Annotated in this window: 23 protein-coding genes and 4 tRNA genes; 17 read left to right on the plus strand and 10 right to left on the minus strand. The window is 50.5% G+C overall.

Translation table 11 applies throughout. From position 1 onward, the window contains the following. Positions 1-95: 95 nt before the first annotated feature. Positions 96-1,397 carry a beta-N-acetylhexosaminidase gene (gene nagZ / locus D7Z26_RS08830; protein WP_233566736.1) on the minus strand — a complete coding sequence of 434 codons (1,302 nt, stop codon included), beginning with the start codon at positions 1,395-1,397 and terminating at the stop codon, positions 96-98. Positions 1,398-1,469: 72 nt separating this feature from the next. Then, a complete protein-coding gene (locus tag D7Z26_RS08835; RefSeq protein ID WP_120975934.1) occupies positions 1,470-3,122 on the minus strand; it encodes a glutamine--tRNA ligase/YqeY domain fusion protein in 1,653 nt (550 codons plus the stop codon). A 233-nt stretch (positions 3,123-3,355) separates the two neighbouring features. Here D7Z26_RS08835 and D7Z26_RS08840 point away from each other — a divergent pair, with 233 nt between their 5' ends. The 12 genes from D7Z26_RS08840 to D7Z26_RS08895 all read left to right on the plus strand — a co-directional run bounded on the left by D7Z26_RS08840 (position 3,356) and on the right by D7Z26_RS08895 (position 13,264). After that, positions 3,356-4,132 carry an ABC transporter ATP-binding protein gene (locus D7Z26_RS08840; protein ID WP_120975936.1) on the plus strand — a complete coding sequence of 259 codons (777 nt, stop codon included), beginning with the start codon at positions 3,356-3,358 and terminating at the stop codon, positions 4,130-4,132. Next, entirely contained in the window at positions 4,092-5,207 is a 1,116-nt protein-coding gene (locus tag D7Z26_RS08845; protein WP_199731683.1) for an efflux RND transporter periplasmic adaptor subunit, read from the plus strand. Before D7Z26_RS08840 ends, D7Z26_RS08845 begins: the two co-directional genes overlap by 41 nt. Before the next feature lie 3 nt (positions 5,208-5,210). Further along, the gene (locus tag D7Z26_RS08850; protein WP_120975938.1) at positions 5,211-8,081 is read left to right on the plus strand and encodes an ABC transporter permease; all 2,871 of its coding nucleotides are present in this window, start codon (positions 5,211-5,213) and stop codon (positions 8,079-8,081) included. A 3-nt stretch (positions 8,082-8,084) separates the two neighbouring features. Next, a complete protein-coding gene (locus D7Z26_RS08855; RefSeq protein WP_120975939.1) occupies positions 8,085-8,975 on the plus strand; it encodes an ATP-binding cassette domain-containing protein in 891 nt (296 codons plus the stop codon). Further along, entirely contained in the window at positions 8,972-10,528 is a 1,557-nt protein-coding gene (locus D7Z26_RS08860) for an ABC transporter substrate-binding protein (protein WP_120975941.1), read from the plus strand. The genes D7Z26_RS08855 and D7Z26_RS08860 overlap by 4 nt, the downstream gene beginning before the upstream one ends. Positions 10,529-10,699: 171 nt before the next feature. After that, positions 10,700-10,864 carry a hypothetical protein gene (locus D7Z26_RS27450; RefSeq protein WP_199731684.1) on the plus strand — a complete coding sequence of 55 codons (165 nt, stop codon included), beginning with the start codon at positions 10,700-10,702 and terminating at the stop codon, positions 10,862-10,864. Positions 10,865-10,952: 88 nt separating this feature from the next. After that, positions 10,953-11,132: a YycC family protein gene (locus tag D7Z26_RS08870; RefSeq protein ID WP_120975945.1), complete on the plus strand. Its 180-nt coding sequence runs from the start codon at positions 10,953-10,955 to the stop codon at positions 11,130-11,132. A 74-nt stretch (positions 11,133-11,206) separates the two neighbouring features. Continuing rightward, positions 11,207-11,283 (plus strand) — tRNA-Met (locus D7Z26_RS08875). A gap of 28 nt (positions 11,284-11,311) precedes the next feature. Beyond that, positions 11,312-11,388: transfer RNA gene (locus D7Z26_RS08880), tRNA-Ile, on the plus strand. Between the two features lie 93 nt (positions 11,389-11,481). After that, positions 11,482-11,570 (plus strand) — tRNA-Leu (locus tag D7Z26_RS08885). Between the two features lie 126 nt (positions 11,571-11,696). Next, the gene (locus D7Z26_RS08890; protein WP_120975947.1) at positions 11,697-12,392 is read left to right on the plus strand and encodes a uracil-DNA glycosylase; all 696 of its coding nucleotides are present in this window, start codon (positions 11,697-11,699) and stop codon (positions 12,390-12,392) included. Beyond that, positions 12,389-13,264: an SPL family radical SAM protein gene (locus D7Z26_RS08895; RefSeq protein WP_120975949.1), complete on the plus strand. Its 876-nt coding sequence runs from the start codon at positions 12,389-12,391 to the stop codon at positions 13,262-13,264. Before D7Z26_RS08890 ends, D7Z26_RS08895 begins: the two co-directional genes overlap by 4 nt. Here D7Z26_RS08895 and D7Z26_RS08900 read toward each other — a convergent pair. Then, positions 13,207-14,079, minus strand: coding sequence for a protease complex subunit PrcB family protein (locus D7Z26_RS08900; RefSeq protein ID WP_120975951.1), 873 nt, complete (start codon positions 14,077-14,079; stop codon positions 13,207-13,209). The two genes, D7Z26_RS08895 and D7Z26_RS08900, sit on opposite strands and share 58 nt — an antisense overlap. A 644-nt stretch (positions 14,080-14,723) precedes the next feature. Between D7Z26_RS08900 and D7Z26_RS08910 the strand changes: the two genes are divergently transcribed. After that, the gene (locus D7Z26_RS08910) at positions 14,724-14,963 is read left to right on the plus strand and encodes a hypothetical protein (protein WP_120975955.1); all 240 of its coding nucleotides are present in this window, start codon (positions 14,724-14,726) and stop codon (positions 14,961-14,963) included. A gap of 370 nt (positions 14,964-15,333) precedes the next feature. On the opposite strand, the gene arsC is transcribed toward D7Z26_RS08910, so the two are convergent. Both arsC and D7Z26_RS08925 read right to left on the minus strand, forming a co-directional pair. Further along, the gene (gene arsC, locus D7Z26_RS08920; RefSeq protein ID WP_120975959.1) at positions 15,334-15,756 is read right to left on the minus strand and encodes an arsenate reductase (thioredoxin); all 423 of its coding nucleotides are present in this window, start codon (positions 15,754-15,756) and stop codon (positions 15,334-15,336) included. Positions 15,757-15,789: 33 nt separating this feature from the next. Then, positions 15,790-17,082, minus strand: a complete 1,293-nt coding sequence (locus D7Z26_RS08925; protein ID WP_120975961.1) for an arsenic transporter — start codon at positions 17,080-17,082, stop codon at positions 15,790-15,792. A 91-nt stretch (positions 17,083-17,173) separates the two neighbouring features. On the opposite strand from D7Z26_RS08925, the gene D7Z26_RS08930 reads away from it, so the two are divergent. Continuing rightward, positions 17,174-17,557: a MerR family transcriptional regulator gene (locus D7Z26_RS08930; protein WP_120975963.1), complete on the plus strand. Its 384-nt coding sequence runs from the start codon at positions 17,174-17,176 to the stop codon at positions 17,555-17,557. A 52-nt stretch (positions 17,558-17,609) separates the two neighbouring features. Here the strand turns inward: D7Z26_RS08930 and D7Z26_RS08935 are convergent, their stop codons facing one another. From D7Z26_RS08935 to D7Z26_RS08945, 3 genes are all read right to left on the minus strand, one after another. Continuing rightward, positions 17,610-17,879: a hypothetical protein gene (locus D7Z26_RS08935; protein WP_120975965.1), complete on the minus strand. Its 270-nt coding sequence runs from the start codon at positions 17,877-17,879 to the stop codon at positions 17,610-17,612. Positions 17,880-18,058: 179 nt separating this feature from the next. After that, positions 18,059-18,205: a hypothetical protein gene (locus D7Z26_RS27285; RefSeq protein WP_158602251.1), complete on the minus strand. Its 147-nt coding sequence runs from the start codon at positions 18,203-18,205 to the stop codon at positions 18,059-18,061. A gap of 709 nt (positions 18,206-18,914) precedes the next feature. Further along, positions 18,915-18,990: transfer RNA gene (locus D7Z26_RS08945), tRNA-Val, on the minus strand. Positions 18,991-19,191: 201 nt separating this feature from the next. Between D7Z26_RS08945 and D7Z26_RS08950 the strand changes: the two genes are divergently transcribed. Then, the gene (locus D7Z26_RS08950; protein WP_120975969.1) at positions 19,192-19,386 is read left to right on the plus strand and encodes a hypothetical protein; all 195 of its coding nucleotides are present in this window, start codon (positions 19,192-19,194) and stop codon (positions 19,384-19,386) included. Positions 19,387-19,606: 220 nt separating this feature from the next. Here the strand turns inward: D7Z26_RS08950 and D7Z26_RS08955 are convergent, their stop codons facing one another. Beyond that, positions 19,607-20,353, minus strand: a complete 747-nt coding sequence (locus tag D7Z26_RS08955; RefSeq protein WP_456064393.1) for an MBL fold metallo-hydrolase — start codon at positions 20,351-20,353, stop codon at positions 19,607-19,609. Between the two features lie 561 nt (positions 20,354-20,914). Here D7Z26_RS08955 and D7Z26_RS08965 point away from each other — a divergent pair. Further along, entirely contained in the window at positions 20,915-21,493 is a 579-nt protein-coding gene (locus tag D7Z26_RS08965) for a copper amine oxidase (protein WP_147423842.1), read from the plus strand. Between the two features lie 124 nt (positions 21,494-21,617). Then, on the plus strand, positions 21,618-21,914 hold the full coding sequence (locus tag D7Z26_RS08970) for a DUF1292 domain-containing protein (RefSeq protein WP_120975975.1): 297 nt from the start codon (positions 21,618-21,620) through the stop codon (positions 21,912-21,914). A gap of 85 nt (positions 21,915-21,999) precedes the next feature. On the opposite strand, the gene D7Z26_RS08975 is transcribed toward D7Z26_RS08970, so the two are convergent. Beyond that, positions 22,000-22,419 carry a DUF1885 family protein gene (locus D7Z26_RS08975; protein ID WP_120975977.1) on the minus strand — a complete coding sequence of 140 codons (420 nt, stop codon included), beginning with the start codon at positions 22,417-22,419 and terminating at the stop codon, positions 22,000-22,002. Positions 22,420-22,514 lie beyond the last annotated feature (95 nt).

The following is a 22,514-nucleotide window of genomic DNA, read 5'->3' on the forward strand; positions in this document are numbered from 1 at the left end:
TAATGGCCATAGGACTTCCGAAGCGTTGCCAATCGCGGACCTGAGCGAGAGGGATAATGGGCGCACAGAAGACGAGACCGGGTCTGCCCGTAAAGTTACTTCAATTGCGCGAGCCAATCGCGAATGTCGGAGTTCGGCAAATCGTCGACGCTCGGAATCGGAACGGGCATATCGGATAGCCTGTATTTATTTTTCAACGCAAGAATGCGCCGAACGCTCTGGTCGATCCGAGACTCATCTATTTGACCGGACTTGACCGCTTGAAGCAACTTGTCGTACACCTTTTTCTCCGTATCGTAACCATGTGCCACGAGGATAATGTCGCTGCCCGCCTCGATGGATTTCACCGCGGAGTCCGCTATGCCGTAGTGGTCGGCGATAGCGCCCATCGTCATGTCGTCGGTAATGACGACGCCGTCATAGCCGAGCGTTCCGCGAAGCTGATCGCCGATGATCTTCTTGGAGAAGGAGGCGGGGGCATTCGGATCGATTTTCGGGAATAAGATATGCGCGACCATGACGGCATCCGCTTTATCGTCGATCGCAGCCTGGAAGGGGATCCATTCCAGCTTCTTCAATTGTTCGGTCGTTTTGTTGACGACGGGCAAATCCAGATGGGAGTCGACGGAAGTGTCTCCGTGGCCGGGAAAATGCTTAACTACGGCGACTGTGCCTCCATCGCGCAAACCGTTCATTTCGGCGATTCCCATCTTGGTGACCAGGTCAGCTTTATTCCCGAACGATCGAGTGCCGATGACGGGGTTTTTAGGATTGCTGTTTATATCCAGCACGGGCGCGAAATCCACGTTAAATCCTACGAGCTTCAATTGTTGCGCTAGCAGTGCCCCCATTTGCTCGGCCAATTCCGGTTTTCCAGTCTTGCCGACCTTCGCCGCGTCGGGCATGGCGACGAATTCCTTCGGCAAACGGCTCACTTTGCCTCCTTCTTGATCGACGCTAATGAAGAGGGGAGCGGGATTGCTGAAATTCGCCTTTTTGAGGTCGTTAACGAAACGTACGGAGCCTTCGAGATCGGAGAAATTATTTTTATAAAAAATAACGCCTCCGACGAATTGTTCGGTTAACATTTTTTTCGCGGAATCGTCAATTGAAGTTCCTTCGACGCCGACGAGCAACATTTGCCCGATTTTTTGTTCCAGAGTCATCGCTTTGATCGTTGCGCCGATCACATCCGCTTCAACCGGCGAGGAAGGAGACTCGGCGGGAGTCGAAGAGGGGGACGATGCGGATGCCGAAGGAGACGCGGAAGTAGCGGGGGGCGGGGATGTCGTACCCGAAGCCGTGTTTCCGTTGTTTCCATTGCCGCATCCGACGGCGAACAGGAGAAGCAGTCCAATACCGGCACTGCCCATGCCCCGCGTTAAATTGATATTCACTAAGTAAGCCTCCTCTTAAGCAAAAGGCTCCCGCACTCCCCGATTCAGGGTGCAGGAGCTCTTATGAAACGATTAAACCGTGAACGAGCTCTTTAACGAAACGATCCGGTTAAATACCGGATGCCCGGCCGTCGAATCTTTAGGATCAACGTTAAAATACCCATGACGGAAAAATTGATACTTGTCTCCGCCGACGGATTCTTTCATTCCTTGCTCGACGAAGCCTTCGAGCGTTTCAAGCGAGTTCGGGTTGAGATGGTCGAGGAACGATTGACCTTCTTCTTCCTCCTCATCGGTAATCAGCGGCTCGTAGAGACGGAATTGAGCAGGGACGGCATGCGTCGCTTCGACCCAATGGATCGTGCCTTTGACTTTGCGCCCGGCAAAACCGGAGCCGCTCTTCGTCTCTGGATCGTAGGTGCAGCGAAGCTCGACGACATTTCCTTCCGAGTCGAGAACGACTTCCTCGCACTTAATGAAGTATGCGTGTTTCAAGCGCACTTCGTTGCCCGGGAACAGGCGGAAATATTTCGGCGGAGGATTATCCATGAAATCGTCGCGCTCGATGTAGATTTCCCTGGAGAACGGAATTTGACGATGTCCCATGTCCGGGTTCTCGGAATTGTTCTCGGCGTCCAGCCATTCGACTTGACCTTCGGGATAGTTCGTGATGACGACCTTGAGCGGTTGCAGCACGGCCATCGTACGAAGCGCTTTAAGCTTCAGATCCTCGCGGATGAAATGCTCCAGCATCCGTTCGTCGACGATGCCGTAGCTCTTCGCGACGCCGATCTCCCGGCAGAAAGCCCGGATCGCTTCGGGCGTATAGCCTTTGCGCCGAAGTCCGGAGATCGTCGGCATGCGCGGATCGTCCCAACCGTCCACCGCTTTTTCGTCCACGAGTTGTTTCAGTTTTCTTTTGCTCATGACGGTGTTCGTTAGATTCAGACGGGCGAATTCGTATTGGCGAGGAACCCACTTCATTTCGCTCTCGCGGATTACCCAGTCGTAGAACGGACGTTGATCTTCGAATTCGAGCGTGCAGATCGAATGCGTGACGCCCTCGATCGCGTCTTCCAGCGGATGGGCGAAGGCGTACATCGGATAGATGCACCATTTGTCTCCGGTGTTGTGATGAAACGCGTGGACGACGCGGTAAAGGATCGGATCGCGCAAGTTGACGTTAGGCGAAGCCATGTCGATCTTGGCGCGCAGCACCTTCTGTCCGTCCGCGAATTCACCATCCTTCATTCTGCCGAACAAATCGAGATTTTCCTCGACCGTCCTGTTCCGGTATGGACTTTCTTGTCCGGGAGCGGTCAGCGTTCCTCTCGTCTCGCGGATTTGGTCGGCGGTCTGATCGTCCACGTAAGCCAACCCTTTGCGAATGAGCAACAATGCCCTTTCGTACATTTCTCCGAAATAGTCCGAAGCGAAGAACAGTCCGTCCCACTCGAAGCCGAGCCATTGCACGTCTTGTTTGATGGATTCGACGTACTCTACGTCTTCTTTGACAGGGTTCGTATCGTCGAACCGCAGATTCGTCTTGCCCTTGAATTCGTCGGCGAGCTCGAAGTTCAGGCAGATCGATTTGGCATGGCCGATATGCAGGTAACCGTTAGGCTCGGGGGGGAAGCGGGTGATGACTTCCTTCACTTTTCCCGACGAGAGATCCTCGGCTACGATGTTCTTGATAAAGTTCGATGACGACGTCTTTGTTTCCAAGCGGACCAACCTTCCTCACAGTAGCAAGTATATCTTCTAATAATACACAAAAGAGGCGGTGCTTATAAAGGGCTGAACGAAAAAATGGTGAAATGTCGAAACCCGTTGTCGAAGTAACGCTTTTGTTTTATGAGTTTTCTTCTAAAAAAATGATAAAGGTTTCATTTTTCCGTAACTTTTCTTTACAAAGCCTCGTTATAATCAATGAATAGATTGGAAAAGGAGGAAATGACATGTTGTCATGGTTGGGTCGAGGCTCTACGGCGGAGAAGGCCCCGGACGATAAGGAAGCCGCGGAGCGGAATGCGGATTCGGATAAGAGAGAAATCCGGTCGGAGCCGTTGTTGACCGTTAGCAACGTGGAACGTTCCTTCGATGTCGGCAGCCAGAAAATCCGCGTGCTTAAGGGCATCAATCTTGACCTGTATCCGCAGCAACTGGTCATGCTCAGGGGGAGATCGGGCTCCGGCAAGACGACGTTGATGAATTTAATGGGCGGGCTGGATACGCCGACGGAGGGCGAAATTCACTTCAAAGGCCGACCGTTTCACAAATGGGACGACGACAAGCGCACCGAAGTGCGCCGAAAGGATATCGGGTTTATTTTCCAAGCCTATGCCTTGATGCCTCTATTGTCCGCTTACGAGAATGTCGAATTGTCTCTTCGGATGGCGAATACGCCCCGGGGGGAATGGAAGGCAAGAATTATTTCCTGTCTCGATCTGGTCGGCTTATCGAAGAGGATGCATCACCGTCCTTTCGAGTTGTCCGGAGGAGAGCAACAGAGGGTCGCGATCGCAAAGGCGATTGCCCACAAACCCAGCTTGCTGCTCGCGGATGAGCCGACGGCGGAATTGGACAGCCAGATGGCCGCGCAGGTCATGCAAGTGTTCAAGGAAATCGTCGCGACCGAGAACGTGTCGATCTGCATGACGACACATGATCCAACAATTATGGAGGTAGCAGACCATGTCTATGAAATGGTGGATGGCGTATTCGTCGGAAAGTAAACGGGAAGCGCTCAAACGAAAACGCCGCAAAACTTCGGTAGCGGCGGCCTCGCTAGTGCTTTCCTTCGCGCTTGCCGGCTGCAGCATGCTTCCGAGCGAACCGGTGGAAGAGGACTTGTCCGCGATTCAATTGCCGAAAATTTCGGAGAAGCCCAAATACGACGTGACGACGAAGACGTTAGAAACGACGGTACAAGGCTCGGGTAGGATGATGTCCACGCAAGAAAAAACGTTATACTTTACGCTGGAAGGCAAGCGCCTGAAGAAATTATACATACAAACCGGTGACAAGGTCGAAGCGGGTCAGGCGATCGCCGAGCTCGACGTCGACGATATGAAGAAAACTTTAAAGAACCAGACGCTTGCTTTCAAGAAAACGGAACTGGCGATGAAGGATACGCTTCGCAAACGCGACGAGATGGATCCGATCGAGTTCGAGCAGCAAATGCTGAGCTTCGAGGAATCGAAGCAAGTGCTGGTCGATATGCAGGAAGATATCAACAAAGCCGTATTGACCGCGCCGTTCTCGGGTACGATCGCGTCCGTGTCCGTCCAGGAAGGGGCTTCGATCAAAGCATACGACACGATCTGCGTCGTCGCCAACCCGAGCAGCTTAATCGCAGCCGCTACTTTGTCCAAAGACGATCTGGAGAAAATCGCCCTCGGCATGGAAGTTCGCGTCGATATTAATAACGCCGGGCAACTCAAAGGCACTATCAAGCAACTTCCCATTCCATCCGACAACCAGAACGGAAACGGAAATGGAAACGGCAACGGTCAAGGCGGCAGCGCCGTCGAAAGCCTCAACAAATACTTGCTGGTCGAAGTAGCCAACTTGCCGAAGACGGTTACGAGAGGCACGCCGCTGTCGGTTTCCATCGTCGTGAACCGTAAAGAAAACGCGACCGTTATTCCGTTAGCCGCGCTGCGTACGATCGGTGCCCGCACGTATGTTCAGGTCGTCGAAGCCGACGGAACTAAGCGCGAAGTGGACGTGGAGGTCGGACAGCAAACTTCGACGGACGCGGAAATCGTGAGCGGATTGACGCCGGGGCAGAAAGTCGTAGGTCGTTAAACGATGAATGCACTTATTCGGTTTCTCTTCCGCAAAATGTGGAACACCCGTTGGATGACGCTAAGCACGCTTGCCGGATTGCTCGTCGCGGTAGCTTTCACGACGAGCATTCCGATGTACGCGGACGGCGCCTTGAAGCGCGTCGTCTCCCAGTCGCTGAAGGACAATAGCGAAGGACTCCCTGCGGGATCGTTGCTGATTCGGTACCAATCAACGGACGGGAAGACGGACATGGACAGCTTCAAGGAAGTCGATAAGTATATCGGCGAGGAAGTTCCGTCCAACATCGGGTTCCCTGTTCAAGTAAGCCAACGCAGTTTGTCGTTGCGCAGCGGCGAAGTGTCTCCCGAGGACCCGAAGAAGGTCGACGCGAGCCGTACTCGCAAGCTTACGTTATCCGCATACAGCGGTCTGAAGGATCAGGTCGAAGTGGCGGGCGGCAAGTGGTTCGCCGACCGGGCCGAATCGGACGGTACGCTCCAAGCGGTCATGATGGAAGAGGCGATGTTCCGCAACGACCTCCATGTCGGAGACGTGTTGCTCTACCCGATATATGGAGGCTTGGACCTGACGCTTAGGGTTCAGATCGTCGGCTCCTTCAAGGCAATCGACGACAACAGCGATTATTGGTACCAAGGGCTGGAAGGCATCATGAACAATCTGTACATCGCGGATAACGCATTCGTCGAGGATCTGGCGGTGAAGCAACATATTCCGGTACAGATGGCGGCTTGGTATTCGGCCTACGATTTGCGGGAGATCAAGACGAGTCAGTTGACTCCGCTCACCAACAAATTGAACCGCGTCGATATCGAGGTTTACAAGAAGCTGAAAGACACGCATCTCGAGCTTTCGTTCGCCGATATGCTCAGCGAATTCCGGAGAAGCAGCATTCAGCTTCAGACGCTGTTGTTCACTTTGGCGGCGCCTATGATCGCGATGGTATTTTACTTCATTACGATGAATACGCAGCAAGCGCTCGAGAAGCAACGCTCCGATATCGCGGTGCTTCGAAGCCGCGGAGCGAGCACGAGGCAGGTATTCCTGCTGTTCTTGCTGGAAGGTGCCTTGCTCGGAATCGTCGCATTGTTGGTCGGGCCGTTCATAGGCTGGTTCATGGCCAAGAGCATCGGTTCGGCGAGCGGCTTCCTCGAATTCGTCGACCGTAAGGCGATTCCCGTCGGCTTCTCGACGGACAGCGTATTGGCGGGAGTCGCCGCGGTCATCGTGGCGATCGGAGCGGCGGTCATTCCCGCCCTCGTGTTCACGCGAACTTCCATCGTGGATTACAAGCGGCAGATGGCCCGGGGAGACCGTCAGCCGTTCTGGCAGAAATGGTTTCTCGACGTAGCGTTACTCGGAGTTGCGGGTTACGGCTGGTATTTGTTCAACGAACGCCAGATGGTTTCGTTCCAGACAGGCGTAACGACGGATCAGCTAAACGTTCAGCCGTTCCTGTTCTTCGTGCCGGCGATCAGCATTTTCGCAGGGGGGCTAGTTTTCCTAAGGCTGTTCCCGTTACTGTTGAAGCTGTTTAACTTGATCTGGAAAAAGATTTTGCCCGTACCGTTCTATCTGACGCTCACGCAATTATCACGTTCGTCCAAATCGTATTATCCGCTCATGATCTTGCTCATCCTTACGCTCGGGCTCGGCGTATACAACTCTTCGGCCGCCCGTACGATCGGTTTGAATTCGGAGGAGAGGATCATGTACAAATACGGATCCGACGTCGTCGTCAAAACCGTATGGGAAGGCAATGCGGAATTTAAGGCCCCGAAAAAGTCGCAAGGCGGTTCCGGCGGCGGTGGTTCCGGCAGCGGCGGTTCGGGAGGCTCCGGCGGAGGTCAAGGATCGAATCCGACTCCGACGAAGATTAATTACAACGAACCTCCGTTCGAGATTTTCCGTACTTTGCCCGGAGTGAAGCAAGCTGCCAGGGTGCTGCAGACGAAGAGCAGCTTGACGATATCCGGCAAGACGGCGGGACAAACGACGATCATGGGCATCGACAACGTCGACTTCGCCCGGGTCGGATGGCTGCGCAAAGATATGTACACCATCAATCCTTACAAATATTTGGCCTGGATGGGTCAGGTGCCGGAAGGCGCGCTTATTTCGTCCAACGTAGCCAAAAAGTTCGACTTGAAACGCGGGGATAGCGTATCGACGGTCATTCAAGATCAGAAAATCGATTTCGTCATTCTCGACATTTTGCCTTACTGGCCTAGCTTGTATCCGGATCAAGCGCCTTTCCTGATCGCCAACCTGGATTACATCTACGATCAGGTGCCGCTAATTCCTTACGACGTATGGTTGAAAATGGACCCCGACGCCAAAACCGCGCCGATCATCCCTGTGTTGCAGGATAAAGGGATCGAACTGGCTTCCATCGACGACATGCGCAGCGAGCTCGTTACGCAAAGCAAGCACCCTGCCCGGGGAGGCGTGTTCGGCATTCTGAGCTTAGGCTTCCTGGTCACGATCATCGTCTCGTTGTCGGGTTACGTGTTGTTCTGGTTTTTCAATCTCTCGCGGAGGGTCGTGCAGATCGGGATATTGCGGGCGATGGGACTTTCGCGCAAGCAGTTGACCGGCATGCTGCTGCTGGAGCAAGTATTTACGGCGGGATTGTCGATCGGCCTCGGGATCGGCATCGGAAAGCTCACGAGCATTCTGTTTCTGCCGTTCCTGCAGACCACGGATAATTCCGCGAACCAAGTGCCGCCATTCCGGGTCGTTTTCGCGGCATCGGATACGATGAGGCTGTATATCGTCGTTGCGGTCATGATGAGCATAGGCGTCGCGCTTCTCATCACGCATATTCGGCGGCTGAAGGTTCATCAGGCCGTCAAGCTCGGAGAGGAGCGGTAAACGATGATTCAATGCGAAGGGCTCGTCAAAATTTACAAAGCCGACGATCTGGAAGTCGTCGCCCTCCAAGGATTGAACCTTAGCGTCAAGCCGGGCGAAATGATGGCGATCATTGGCAACAGCGGAAGCGGGAAATCGACTCTCTTGAACATTCTTGGAGGTCTGGACCGTCCTTCCGCGGGTCAAGTACAGGTAGGCCCATGGAATCTTCTCAAGGTGGACGACGAAGATCTCGTGAAGTACAAACGGGATACGGTCGGCTTCATCTGGCAGAACAACGCGCGAAACTTGCTGCCGTTCTTGACGGCGCTAGAAAACGTCGAGATGCCAATGATGTTCTCCGGGAAGCTGGACCGGGCTTACGCCAAGCAATTGTTGGAATGGGTCGGGCTTAAGGAAAGAATGCACAACAAGCTTCAACAGCTGTCGGGCGGGGAGCAGCAGCGGGTGGCCATCGCCATCTCGCTCGCGAACCGGCCGCAGCTGCTGCTCGCGGACGAACCGACGGGATCCGTCGATTCCCGCACATCGGACGTCATTATGGATATTTTCCGCAAGTTCAACAAGGAATTAGGGCTTACGATCGTGATCGTTACGCATGATTTGTCGCTTGCCGGCAAGGTGGATCGGGTCGTCGCGATACGGGACGGTTTGACGAGCACGGAGTTCATTAAACGCAATCCGAACCTCGATCTGTCTCTTCCGTTGTCCGAGGGGCAAAGCGCGGAAGAAATTCACGAAGCTTACATCGTCGTAGACCGGGTTGGTCGACTGCAGATTCCTAAGGAATACTTGCAGGCTCTATCTATCGGAGACAAGGCGACTATGGAGTTCGACGGCGACAAGATCGTCATTACGAAACCGAAATCATTGGAAGGGGATCAAACCGCATGATCAAGACATCGAAACGCGCACGCAAATGGGTGCTAACCGGACTTACTTTATCTTTATTGATTCCAACATTGGCGGCTTGCAGCACGAGCAAGGGGAAAGACGCCGACGTCAAACGAACGCTTCGCATCGGCACGATGTATGGTACCAAACAGGACGATTCGTGGTTCCGCCAACAATTTACCGACATTTTCGAAATAACTCACGACAGCAATATCGAGATCGAAATCGTGCCGGCGATCGATTATTCGGAACAACAGTTCGAGGATCAATCCAAACAGCAAGAACAGCCGGATCCGTTGGAGAAAGTGAAGGCGATCATGACCGGCACGAATCCGGTGGACGTCATGATCTTCGACTTGGGCATGCTCGGCCAATTGGTTAACGAGAACTTGCTCAAGCAGCTTGATCCTTTGCTTAAGGAAGACAAAATCGACGTAAACGATTTCGTTCCGACGGTTATAGAGGGCATTAAAGATCAAGGAAACAACTTCATCTACGGCTTGACGCCGACGTTTACGCCTGCTGCCTTGTTCTATAACAAGACGCTATTTACGAAGCAGGGCGTAGAATTCCCGAAAGACGGCATGAGTTGGGACGACGTCTTTAATCTCGCGAAACGGATGAAATCCGGAAGCGGCAAAGACTCCGTCTTCGGCTTCACCTTCAATCAATGGGGAGCGGGCGATAACTTTTGGGATGTCCAGAACTTCGCGGCCCCGCTTCAATTGAAAATGTTCGACGCGAAAGGCGAGACGATGACCGTGAATACCCCGCAATGGGAAGCGGTATGGAAGTCGGTTACGGATCTGTACAAGGATCACGTAACCCCGCACCAAGAAGACATGCAAGCGATGTACGAAGAACCGGCGAAAGATTCGATCCGCAATCCGTTCCAAGGCCAATTGTTCTTGAACAACAAAGTAGCCATGACGATCGGAAATTACGATATGATTAACCAGATCCAACAATTGAACGATAACGCCGATAAACTCAAAATCAATAAATTGGATTGGGACGTCGTAACGGTGCCTTTCCATCCGGGTCATGAAGGCATCGGCGGAAATATTTATCTGAATAACCTTGCCGGTATCAACGCCAATGCAGCGAACCCCGATGACGCATGGGAATTCGTTAAGTTCATGAACGGCAAGGAATGGGCGAAGCTTAAGTCCCGCAGCACGTACGAGATGTCCGCGCGCAAAGAGTTCGTGAAGGTTCGGGAAGGAATGAGCTATAACCTGAACGCGTTTATGACGATGAAGCCGGCTCCTTTGTTGCAATCGTCCGCGGCCGAACAGAAGCTGTATCGCGAAAAACCGAATTTGGATAAGGTTACGGAGCTAGGCTCGAGAGCTTACTCGGATGTCATCCAAGGCAAGAAATCGGTGAAAGAAGCGCTTGCGCAATGGGAAACGAAAGGAAACGACCTGCTTCAAAAAATCAAGGCGAATCCGAAAGGGCCAATCGATGGCATCTTCGACGATGTCTATGGCGGCGGCGGAGGTATATCCATCGATAAGCAGGCCGTAATGGAAGCCGCTGGCGAGGGCTGATAAGGAAAGATAAGCGGTTGAGAAGGAAATATAAGTGTCATGACCGAACCGCTCGAACCTGAGCGGTTCGGTTTCTTTTTGCGCGGAAATCAGGGTTCAAAATCGGCAAAGCCGCGCATCCTATGTTCATCCACGCTCTTACTGGAATCCTACATTGCGGAGGGATCGACAATGAAATGGGTATATTGGTCAAGGCTGTACGATAGCAAATTCCAAGCGGGTTGTCTCGTCCAACGGATGGAGCACGACAGTTGGGTGTTCGGCGTAGACGTGCCGCAAGAAATCGAAGTATTCCGTTCCCGCAAAGGAAAATACGGCGTCCGTTATTTGCCCTAAACAAAAAACGCTCGCCTCTCGGTATTGGCAAGCGGAACCCTCCTATGCTAAGCTGATTTCTAGGTTAACGAAAGAGGAGGAATCGTTCATGCGTAGAATGCCGTTGTCCGCGGACACCGCGGTTAAGTTAGCGGATTATATGAAGGTGCCGCTCGAGCATCTCATGCACATGCCGCAACACATTTTAATGCAGAAATTAGCGGAGATGGCGAAAGCGCAAACGTCCGAAACGGAGAAAAAATCGGAAATCGAGGGAAAAACAGAATAAAGTTGTTGACGTGCCGATGTGATTTATAGTATATTATTACTTGTCGCCAATAAAGGCTTCATTGATAAAAACGACGCGGGGTGGAGCAGCCCGGTAGCTCGTCGGGCTCATAACCCGAAGGCCGCAGGTTCAAATCCTGCCCCCGCAACCAACCTTATCTCTTCTCTGGACCGAGACGGGGGCCTTTAGCTCAGTTGGTTAGAGCGGTCGGCTCATAACCGATTGGTCGGGGGTTCGAGTCCCTCAAGGCCCACCAAGCCATTTCAACAAGCTAACTTTACGGAATACATAGTACGACATTACATATCCTACCTTAGCGCAATTAATCATTGCCGGTGGGGTCCCTTATGCCGGGATGGCGGAATTGGCAGACGCACAGGACTTAAAATCCTGCGGTAGGTGACTACCGTACCGGTTCGACCCCGGTTCTCGGCACCACTTTGAATTTGCAACCTCTTTAGCGACACCCGACTCGATCGGATGCGGCGAAGAGGTTTTTTGTTTTCTCGTTAATATTAAGTGTTTGTTATAATAAGTGTACAGAAGTGGGGGGGGGGAAGTTCTATGGAACTCGATAAGCTGGACGGGGAATGGGGGCGCATGCTCGGAGAAGAACGCGAGAAAACCTATTACCGGGAGTTGATCGCTCGCGTGGAAGAGGAATATCGCGAGGCGACGGTATATCCTCCGCGTTCGGAAGTGTTCCGAGCGCTCGAGCTTACGCCTTACGAGAAAGTGAAGGTCGTAATTCTAGGACAGGATCCGTATCATGGAGCCGGACAAGCTCATGGTTTAAGTTTCTCCGTACAACCTGGCGTGAAACTGCCCCCGTCCCTTCGCAATATTTTCAAGGAGCTTGGCGACGATGTCGGTTGCCCGGTACCCGGCGACGGGTGCTTGGAACATTGGGCTAAACAAGGCGTTCTGCTTCTTAATAACGTTCTGACCGTCCGAGAAGGGGAGGCTAACTCCCATCGCAAACTAGGTTGGGAGAAGTTCACCGATCGGGTCGTCGGCCTATTGAACGAGCGGGAGACGCCTATTGCATTCGTGTTATGGGGCAAGCCGGCGCAGGATAAAGGACGTTTCATCGATACGGAGAGACATTTCGTGCTGAACTCGGTACATCCGAGCCCCTTGGCCGCTTACGGGGGGTTCTGGGGGAGTAAGCCGTTCACGCGCTGCAACGAGTTCCTCAACGGAATCGGCATTGACGAGATCGACTGGCGCCTTCCGGAGCCGGAGGAGTTGAAGCCGTGACCGGGAACGCGAAATGGCTCACGCCGACCTCCGGTTATTTGCAAGGGTATTCTCATACATTGAATCCTTATGTGGGATGTTCGTTCGGTTGCTCTTATTGTTATGTGCGCCGCATGCCGGTCGGTTTATTCCGCGGACAACCGTGGGGGAGCTGGGCGGAGCCAAGGAAGGCAGATCCCTCCAAGTTCAGGGTCGAATTGGCCAGAGCGAACCAAAAAGGGCCCGTAACCGTGTTCTTCTCGTCGGCGACGGACCCTTATCAGCCGTTGGAAGCGACTCTCGGGGTTACGAGGGCGTTATTGGAGGCGATGGCGGACGAACCGCCGGCGTTCGTGCTGCTGCAGACGAGAAGCGCTCTGGTCACCCGAGATATCGACGTTTTGCAACGTTTGAAGGGGAAGCTGAGGGTTAGCATGACCGTCGAAACGGATCTGGAGGAAGTCAGACGAGAACTGACCCCGTCGGCTCCGCCGCTAGCATCCAGATGGTCCGCCCTAAGGCGGCTGAGAGAAGCCGGAATCGACATCCAGGCGGCGGTATCCCCGATATTACCGCATTCGGCGGACTTTGCCGAGCGGCTTGCGGAAGCCGTTCCGAGAGTCGTCGTAGACGATTATTTTCGAGGCGATGGCAGCGGAGGGAAGCGAAGCGCGGCGCTTGACTTAAAATCTCGTTATGAAAAAAACGGATGGATCTCGTGGTACGATCCATCCGTTGCGGAGCATTTAGTCGCGAAATTGCGGTCGATGATGGGAGAAGCTTCAGTAGGATTCAGCGCAGATGGTTTTGCGCCTCCTCGAGCTGTTTTACGCCCTTATTTGACGGAAGCGGATAACGGACTCAATACCGGCTTAAAGGCGGACGAAACATAAGTAACGGTTTTCAGCTCGGTGATCACTTGGGCATACATTTTGTTCGGATCGGGCTGTATGGCTTTGTACTGAATGATGGCCTGGCCGTTCGCGAATTGAATGCCCGTAATCTCGATTCCGTAGCCTGGATGCGGTGCAAGCGCGGACAAGGTCACTTTTAGGACCGCGTCCGTTTCTTTTTCTACGGTTAACTTAGCGTCCGTAAGGACCGGTGTTTCAGGTTGCGGTTCGGTCGGTTTTGTCGCCGCGATGTACTTTACCGTTTTGTCGATCATGGAAGTCGCCTGCGTGCGGGTGATATGGATTTTCGGATAAAACTTTTGTTTGCCGTCCAATGTCGCGATTTTGGCGATCAACAGCTTTTGGATGCTATCCATATAACCTTTCGTCACTTGACCGGCATCTGCGATATTAACGTAGATTTGGATCCATACATTATCTTGCTTATGGCTTAAAGCTCCGAATAACCATTTGGCGAATTGTTCCCTCGTAACCTTGGCGGAAGGATTAATATCCTTCGGTAATTCCAATCCGTTGTATTGGGCGATGATAAAATATTTCGCGTAAGCGGACGTATCCTTCACTTTCGTATAATAATCGCTGGCTTTAGGTTCCTTAATGAATCTGAGGTTGTCGATATTCAGATCAAGCCCTTTCACGATCATGGTGACGGCGGTTGCGGCATCCAGGCCTGAGTTCTTAGCGTTGTTCCCCTTACCGTTATTTTCATGCGCGAATGCAGAACTGCTGACGCTTAAGGCGAACATAGCAGCAAGCAAGATGAGCATAAAAGGTTTGCTCCATGTTTTTCTCATCATTATCCCTCCAATTTGTATTGTTTTCCTATTTGCACCCCCATAGACGCGAAGAGATTGGAAAAGGTTGCACGAAAAAAACGCCAAGCTCGTGGGAGCTTGGCATAGAGAGGCACCGATAGACGGGCGAGGAATCCTGATAAGGGTCGTAAATGGAATTCATAATCCTAGTCGATTAGACACATCCATGAAAGTTTTTCCGATAAGTATGAAGACTAAAACGATAAAAATTACGAGCACGATTAAAGCGACTACCGAAAGATTCACTGATACACCGCCTTATGGAATAGTAAAAACCCGTCATTCTTATGAAAGATGACGGGTTGGCAACAAATTAATAACCGGCTTTAAGAATAATCACCAAAAGAATAAAAAGCACAAGCACGAATGCTGCAGCTCCCATTCCGCCGTAGCCGCCGCACGAGCCAACACCGCTGATTTCACAACCCATGTCAATCACCGCCGTTTATTTATTGTGATATTTCATCACACATTAGCTTATGTTAAGATAAATTGATGGACAGGTACATTCACACAGATCGGTCAATGATCAGCATTTGCCTAGGTGACTATCGAAGGAGAATGTTGATTTTGTCGAATTGTTGTTATGTGGAGGGGGTGAAGTTTTGACAGGTGTTAACAGAATGGAATACCGAAATCAGGTGCTAACGGAATTATATAACCATCATTTTATCGAAAAGAAGCATCAGCGCCGGTACCATGACGAGGAAATGCTGGATAACGATTTTTACATGGCGCTCATGTACTGGATAGATAAAGGGTTTATTAAAAATTTATCGACCACGGATCCAATCGCCTATCTCTACCGAATAACGGCCAACGGTATCGATTATGTAGAGGCTTCCGGGTTCTCTTTGGCGTAGACAAGATTTGATTAGCCTCTCGGACAAATAAAAAAAGCCCCATCATGAGGCGGCTCATGATGGGGTAAAACTAAAGCGGCGAACGCGAATTATCTTAGTAGATTCCAGTTCCAGCACGCAGAATGATTACCAGCAAAATGAAAAGAACAAGTACAAATGCAGCAGCTTGCATTCCGCCGTAACCAGCGCAGGATCCAGCGCCAACTCCGCCAACTCCATAGCCCATGTAAATCACCACCAGAGTTTTTTTGTGACTGTTGATCACACAGACATCATATGTGGGGATAAACATACCGCCAGTGCATTCGCACAGATTAATCAATAATCCGCATTTACCCATAACGGCCGGTTCGACCCTACGTTGCCGCGACTATTCCCCGGATTTAATGAAATCTTCAATCCGCGATCGAATTGCATCGCGAACGTTCCGAAACTTCTCCATGATCTCGTCTTCAGTTCCGGTTGCTTTGGCCGGGTCATCAAAGCCCCAGTGCCATTTCACGACATTAGGATTAATAATTATCGGACAATGTTCATCCGCATGCCCGCATAATGTTATTACATAAGTAGCCTTGTTCAAAATTTCCGGGTCTATGACATCCGAGGTATTCCGACTGATGTCTATTCCGACTTCCTTCATTACTTTTACGGCCCGCGGATTTAGTCCGTGAGCTTCCAATCCCGCGCTTTTAACTTCGTAACGGTCGCCACCGATCGCGTTCATAAAGCCGTCCGCCATTTGACTGCGGCAAGAATTGCCCGTACATAAGAAATAAACAAGCGGTTTATTCATCGTTTATTATTGCCCCTTTGCTGGTTGGATTGATTAAGCGATAATTTTGAGCCAGAAGAACAGTCCGGTAAGAGTAATAAGCAGAACCGGAATCGTGATGATAATTCCCGTTTTGAAATAGGATCCCCAAGTGATCTTAACGCCTTTGTTAGACAAGACATGTAGCCAAAGGAGCGTAGCGAGAGAACCGATCGGGGTAATTTTCGGTCCCAAGTCGGAGCCGATTACATTGGCATAAATGAATGACTCTCTAACAATGCTATCCGTATCCGTTCCCTGAATGGCTAGGGCGTTAATCATCACGGTAGGCATATTATTCATTACGGAAGACAGTATTGCGGCGATAAATCCTGCGCCGATCGTCGCGAGAAAATTACCTTGCTCGCTGACGAACTGGAATAAGTCGCTTAACTTACCCGTCATGCCGACGTTACGCAACCCGTATACGACAACATACATCCCGATGGAGAAGATGACCACTGCCCAGGGAGCTCCTCGTACAAGCTTCCAGGAATGAATCGCTTTGCTTTTTCTGGCCATAGCCATAAATACGATAGCCGCGATTCCGGCAATGAGGGAGACGGGAACGCGAGTGATCTCGCTTGTTAAATAGGCCACTAGAAGTATCGCTAATATGACCCAGGAGATCTTGAACAATCGGATGTCCTTTATCGCCTCGTTCGGTTTCTTCAATTGAGATAGATCGTATTGGGCTGGGATTCTTTTGCCGAAATAGAGGTAGAGAACGATTAAGCTTGCACCGATCGAGATGAGCGTAGGGACTATCATACGACTTGCATACTCAACGAATCCAATCCCGAAGAAGTCGGATGAGACGATGTTTACTAGATTGCTCACGACTAATGGCAATGAAGCGGTGTCGGAAATGAACCCGCTTGCCATGACGTACGGAATGATCATTCGTTCGTCGAATTTCAACGCGCGAACCATGGCCAGGACGATCGGGGTCAATATTAGCGCCGCGCCGTCATTGGCGAAAAAGGCGGCAACGGCTGCGCCGAGCATTACGACATAAACGAACATTCGTCTTCCGTTTCCTTTGGCGAAACGGGCCATATGAAGAGCCGCCCATTCGAATAATCCGATTGCATCCAGTATCAACGAAATAAGGATTACCGCAACAAAAGCTAAAGTCGCATTCCATACGATCTGCGTAACGTTCCAAACATCTTGAAGGTTCACGACTCCGCATAAGAGAGCTAAAACGGCGCCGCCGCTCGCGGACCAACCGATGTTCAGACCTTTCGGCTGCCAAATAACAAATAGCAAAGTAATTACAAAAATGATTGAAGCGATGAGTAACATAATACCTCCCCGTTGTCTTAATTCGTTTGTTCGTGTATTCTTGTTGAAGCTTATCACTTCAAGTTAACTTGAAGTCAAGGGGGACTTGTGAATGTTATCCATTGGTGAAGTGGCCGAGAAGAGCGGTACTGCGACTTCGGCTCTGCGGTATTATGAAGAGATCGGTTTGATTCCGCCTCCAGCGCGACAAAGCGGCAGAAGGGTGTATTCGGAAGACATTCTTGGCCGATTAGATACGATTAAGCTTGCTCAGAGCGCCGGATTTCAAATCCAGGAGATTAAGCAACTTCTAGACGGATTCGATTCCAACGTTCCGCCATCTGAGCGATGGAAGGTCATGGCACGGAAGAAACAGGAGGAGCTTGAATCGAAAATCAATCAGATGACGAAAATGCGGACGATCTTGGCGAAGAGCTTGGATTGCGATTGTCTATCGTGGGAAGAATGCTTCGCGGATAATATTAAGAAGGATTGAATCGTAAGTATTCTGTTGATCAAACGTTAGTTAAGTCAGCCCTCTCGATAGATTAAGAAATGCTTCCTAGGAGTGCTCGAATGATCTGGCTGAGTAATAATAGAAGTGGAAGAAACAAAAAAAATAAAATTAAAAAGCCGCTTCTCTTAGCTTTCCCATCAACTCGAGCAGCTGCGTCATCGCCACAACTGCATAGTACCTTTGGCGACAGCTCATAACCAAAAGATGCTTCTGCAAAGTTACCTTTAAGGACGATGTGTTTCATCCCGCATGAAGAACACTCGAGTTCAAGATTACCATTTGTTACTGCTATGTATTTCAAATGAAGTGCCTCCTATTTTAAAAAATAGAATTCTTGTTCGCTTGATCATTTTTATTCTACTTAAAATACTTTAAGTCATAATTCGACAAACTCTGGAAACTTCCTTCATAAATTGATCAATAACAAAGAGCCTAGCTTTAATTAGCCGGGCTCTTTGTTATTACTATGATGGGAGAGTTTCAATCGGGATTTGTCCGGAATTCTTCTTCCATAATCTCTTGAAGATTGTCGGACTGTTCGGGGTCATTGGCCATGTCAGCCGCAAGCTCTGCAATTTGTTCTTCGTAAGTGTGATTTTCTAGATCATCGATGTTTCTTTCGGTCATAGGAAAGTCTCCTTTGAGGGGGTTCAACATCAATAATCATTTGCTTAAGGTTTGCTTTTTATTCTAGGGAAGCCGAATACGCCGCTTTGTATGGGGGGGGACGGATATTAAGCAGATCTAACAAATACCCGCCATCTCATCTTACCTGGATTTATCTATTACGTTGCAACAATAAGAATCCGCTGATAGTGGAAGTCCTTTTACTAAACACAATTTTGAAACCAACATCATGGTCTAATAGGCATGCTAAGGCTGTGCTAAGCAATGCATTGTGTTTCAAATCAGCCGTACACGGTCGAGCATTTCCGATGACTCTAGCAGCAATAATCCTACGAGCAGAACCGGGAACCAGAGGGTTTCTTGTCCAACTTATCAAAACCAAATCAGGTTGGGGAATAGCTTTTACACTTACCACGCATTATCGCCTCATTTCTTTTAGCTACCCTATATTAAATGCGAAGTAGATAATAGAGGTGCTAATTAAAAGGCGGAGTAAACCTAAGGTAGCTGTACAGGGTTTTTACAAAAAGCGAGTAGGAGGGGAGAGATATAGTTGAAAGGAAAGAGTTACGGAGCAACGGATAATTACGAGGATAAGCTAATGCTTTTCATGGAACGCTTCAGGGATTGAGTTTCCGGGTCAAAAGTACGCAGGAAAGAGAATAAAAAAGAGAGCCCTATAGTTCTAAGGCTCTCGGTCGCTTATGTATGGTGATCTGAACAGGGATCGAACCTGTGACCCCCACCCTGTCAAGATGGTGCTCTCCCAGCTGAGCTATCAGATCATGTTTGTTTTAGTGTTCGTATTTCAGCGGCGACAAGAGATATCATACCAAGTTGGGAATGCGAAGTCAACACTTTTCCTAAAATTATTTTAGTTTATTGTACGCCTAGCTTTCGTGCCCTTTATTCCCGGCGAATGGTGATGTTTCTCGTTATGGAAACGTACACATGGTAGTAGCGGTAATTAGCGGGAGGAGCGGACCATGAGAGAAGCGGTTTTGCTGTTCATATGGTTGGTCGGGCTATTCGGCTTAATCGGAGGAGTTCTGGTTGCAGTCGCCCGATTCGTGAAGAAGGACTCCATGAATTACGACAAACGCTTTACTTGGGCGGCGTTCTCGTTATGGGGGAATAGCCGGAACGAGAATACGACGAATACTCCCGGGCAAGACGAATAAACGGATACGTATATCAAAAGGGTGACTTCATGCCATACGGCCGAACGTCACCCCGGGAGCGATTTATTCTTCTTCATCCCATTTGCGGGAGTAGGCTTTCTTAGTGGCCCAAAGTACGACCCAAATAAGCAGGGCCGCGATAATGCCGCCGATGATAAACGTAGTTAACAATGCGATGTCGTCCTTTCATGCTTTGTCTACATCCCATTTTACCTTATCGTTAGGCAAAAGTTAATCCGTCCCACTCATATACCCGATGCTGTTCGACAAATCGCATCGCTCCGGTACGTCCGACGAACTCCGGTTGGTCGTCCCCGTAATGCATTAGGAACGTACGCTCTTGAATGGGCAACGGCAAAGTCAAAAGCTGCGGCAAAGACGCATGTACGACGCCCGGAGGGTGCAACTGGCAATCGTGGAACAGCGCCTGAACTCCCCGGTCATGAACGAGAGAATGAAGCAAGTCCGGATCGAAAACCATGTCCGCAGAATAGAAAAAGGTATCGTTAAACAGCAACGAATAGCTAGGCTTGTTCGGAATATGCGGAGTTAGCATCAATTCTACGCTTAAGCCGGGCAGGAGCTCATGAGTCGTGTCCGCCGCGAGAGGACGAACGTCGAAGTAATCGGATAACGTATCGGCGGGGTCTTGCTGAAGGCCTCCTCTTAAGGAATGCTCCCATAACGTATCGATTAACGTATCCGCGATATATAGGATCGGCTTGCGGCCGAAAACGAATTTCGATTGAAAAGCGAACTCTTCCATTCCCCCGATATGGTCGGCATGGATGTGCGTTAGCAATACGGCGTCGATCTCGCCGAAGTTGTAACCAAGCTCGTGAAGCGCTTTGGGGGCGGTAATCCCGCAGTCGACCAGTAGGTTGCGGCCATTCGCTTTAAGCAATGCGTTATTGTTGTTGAAGGCTTTGGCGAAGGCGCTTCCCGTACCCAACATCTGAATTTTCAATTCGAAACCCCCTAAACATGGATGACATTGTTTGACGTAAATCACTTTACCCAATGTACCATAATTTACCTCGTTAAGGTAGAAGGCCACTGAAAAAAGCTATCGGACCATTGTGGCGGTATGGGCGCTTGGCGCATAGGCTGTGAGGGAGTTATTCTCTCCGATGCGCGAAGCGAAAGGAAGATCACGATGGCGAAGGCGGCGAAGAAAAAAAAGAAGGTACACTCTGAGCGACAACGGCCTCAAATGAAAATCGTAACGTCCGACACGTGCGCGGTTTGCAAAACGCCATGCAAACGCGGCTTGGACTATTTAGCGAAAATGAGAATTCCTGGAGCGTCAGGCAACGGCGTACCGTGCGTGTTAACGCTGCCGGGACGCAAGCCTTAAGAAGCGCAAGCGGGCAATAAGGCATGGAAACTTTCATTTCCCAGGCAAGCGCATACTTCGTCAGATTGCGACATGAAAAATTTTTCATTTCCTGCGCAACTTTCCGCTCGACCGTCGGTATAACCCAATACAGACAAGTAAGTGAGTCGGTGAAGACGGAGGATGCTGATGATGAAGGTCCGTAAACTCGTTCTATTAACATTAGCTTTTAGTTTGATTTTCGGTAGCGTGGCTTATGCCGCCGATTCCGCTACGCAGAAGTTGCGCTTATGGATAAATAAGAAGTCCGAGTCCTCCGGCGTGGTTGCCGTGGATAACAAGACGTATATTTCGACCGACATCGTATCCGACAAGCTCCAAGCGATCGTGATCAAGGACGATAACAAAGTCGTGATATACAAGCCTAACGTCAACATGCTTACGAGCAAAAATGACGGTTCCATCTTCGGCGACGTTCCGCAAGGCAAGAAAGTGAAATTCAATACGTTTATTCAAGTCGACTCGTTAAAAGTCGATATCAGCGCGTTGAAGCTTACGATCGCGGACCCCTACGGAGACGAAACGCTTGTCGAGACGCGCAAATCCGGCGACGACGATTTTCCGGACGGCAAGGACAACTACTGGATTACGATGAAAGATATTTCCTACATCTTTGACTCTGCCGGGTTGTACACTCTCCGTTTCTGGATGAAGCCCGCCGGAGAATCCTCGTTCCAGGTCGTGGCCGAGAAGACGATTACTTCCAAATAATCCAGAGGATCCACTTAACGCCCGTTCCCGCAAGCCGGAACGGGCGTTTTTCGTTTGACCCCCGATAACGGAAATGTTACGATACGTGAGTAGGTAAATTCAACCGATTGAACGGAGGTTCGCCATGAGCGATCATGTCCACGACGAGAATTGCGAACATGACCACGACGAAGCCGTATTTATCGTAACGGACGAAGACGGCAACGAACACGAGATGGTTCTCGTGTATACATTCGAATCCAATGATCGTGCATATGCCGTTTTGTTGGACCGTAACGATCCAGAAGATGACGGCGTCATTTTCCGCGTCGAAGAAGAGGGCGAGGACGAAATCCTCGTCAACATCGAAGACGATCAAGAATGGGAAACGGTCATGAAGGTATATGAAGAGCTTGCTGCCCTTGAGAACGATAACGGGTAATCAAGCCGGCAATAACGTCGCAAGAACGAAAGCAGCAGTCGAGTCCCCGCAAAGCGGACCCGACTGCTGCTTTTAAGTTTGGTTATTATTTGCGTGGATTAAAGTAGATCGTCCGCCCGTTGAACATTTTAACTTCCGCCTGTAGTTGTTTGCCGATCCATTTGCACAATTCATTCGCCTTGGCTTTGTCGCCATGCGTAGAATCGTTAGGAAGGACGAGATGGATGTAAGGGACGATAGATCCGTCTTCTTCGCGGGTACCCGTACCGACGACGATGTACCGATAAAGAGGATTAATTCCCTTCAGATAGAACCATTGATCCTGTGCTTCAGGCTTACTCTCGATGCTGTAAGGGAATGCTGCTTCCGCGTAATCCCAGCCCAGCTGTCGGCCGGTTAAAGTCATCTGCTCCTTGTAATGGCCCAGTTGCTCCTTTACGCCGTTCAAGTCGATCTCGGCTACGGCAGAGCCTTGCACGAGAGATATGTAAGCGCTTTGACTCATCGGGTTCCACCTCCACGCCCATGATAGCATTTCCCCGATCGGTTGGCAACGGGTTCCAGCAACAGTCGGGACGCCGCCGTCAGCGGATCGAAAAA

The sequence above is a fragment of the Cohnella endophytica genome, from assembly GCF_003628305.1.
Lineage (GTDB): Bacteria > Bacillota > Bacilli > Paenibacillales > Paenibacillaceae > Cohnella > Cohnella endophytica.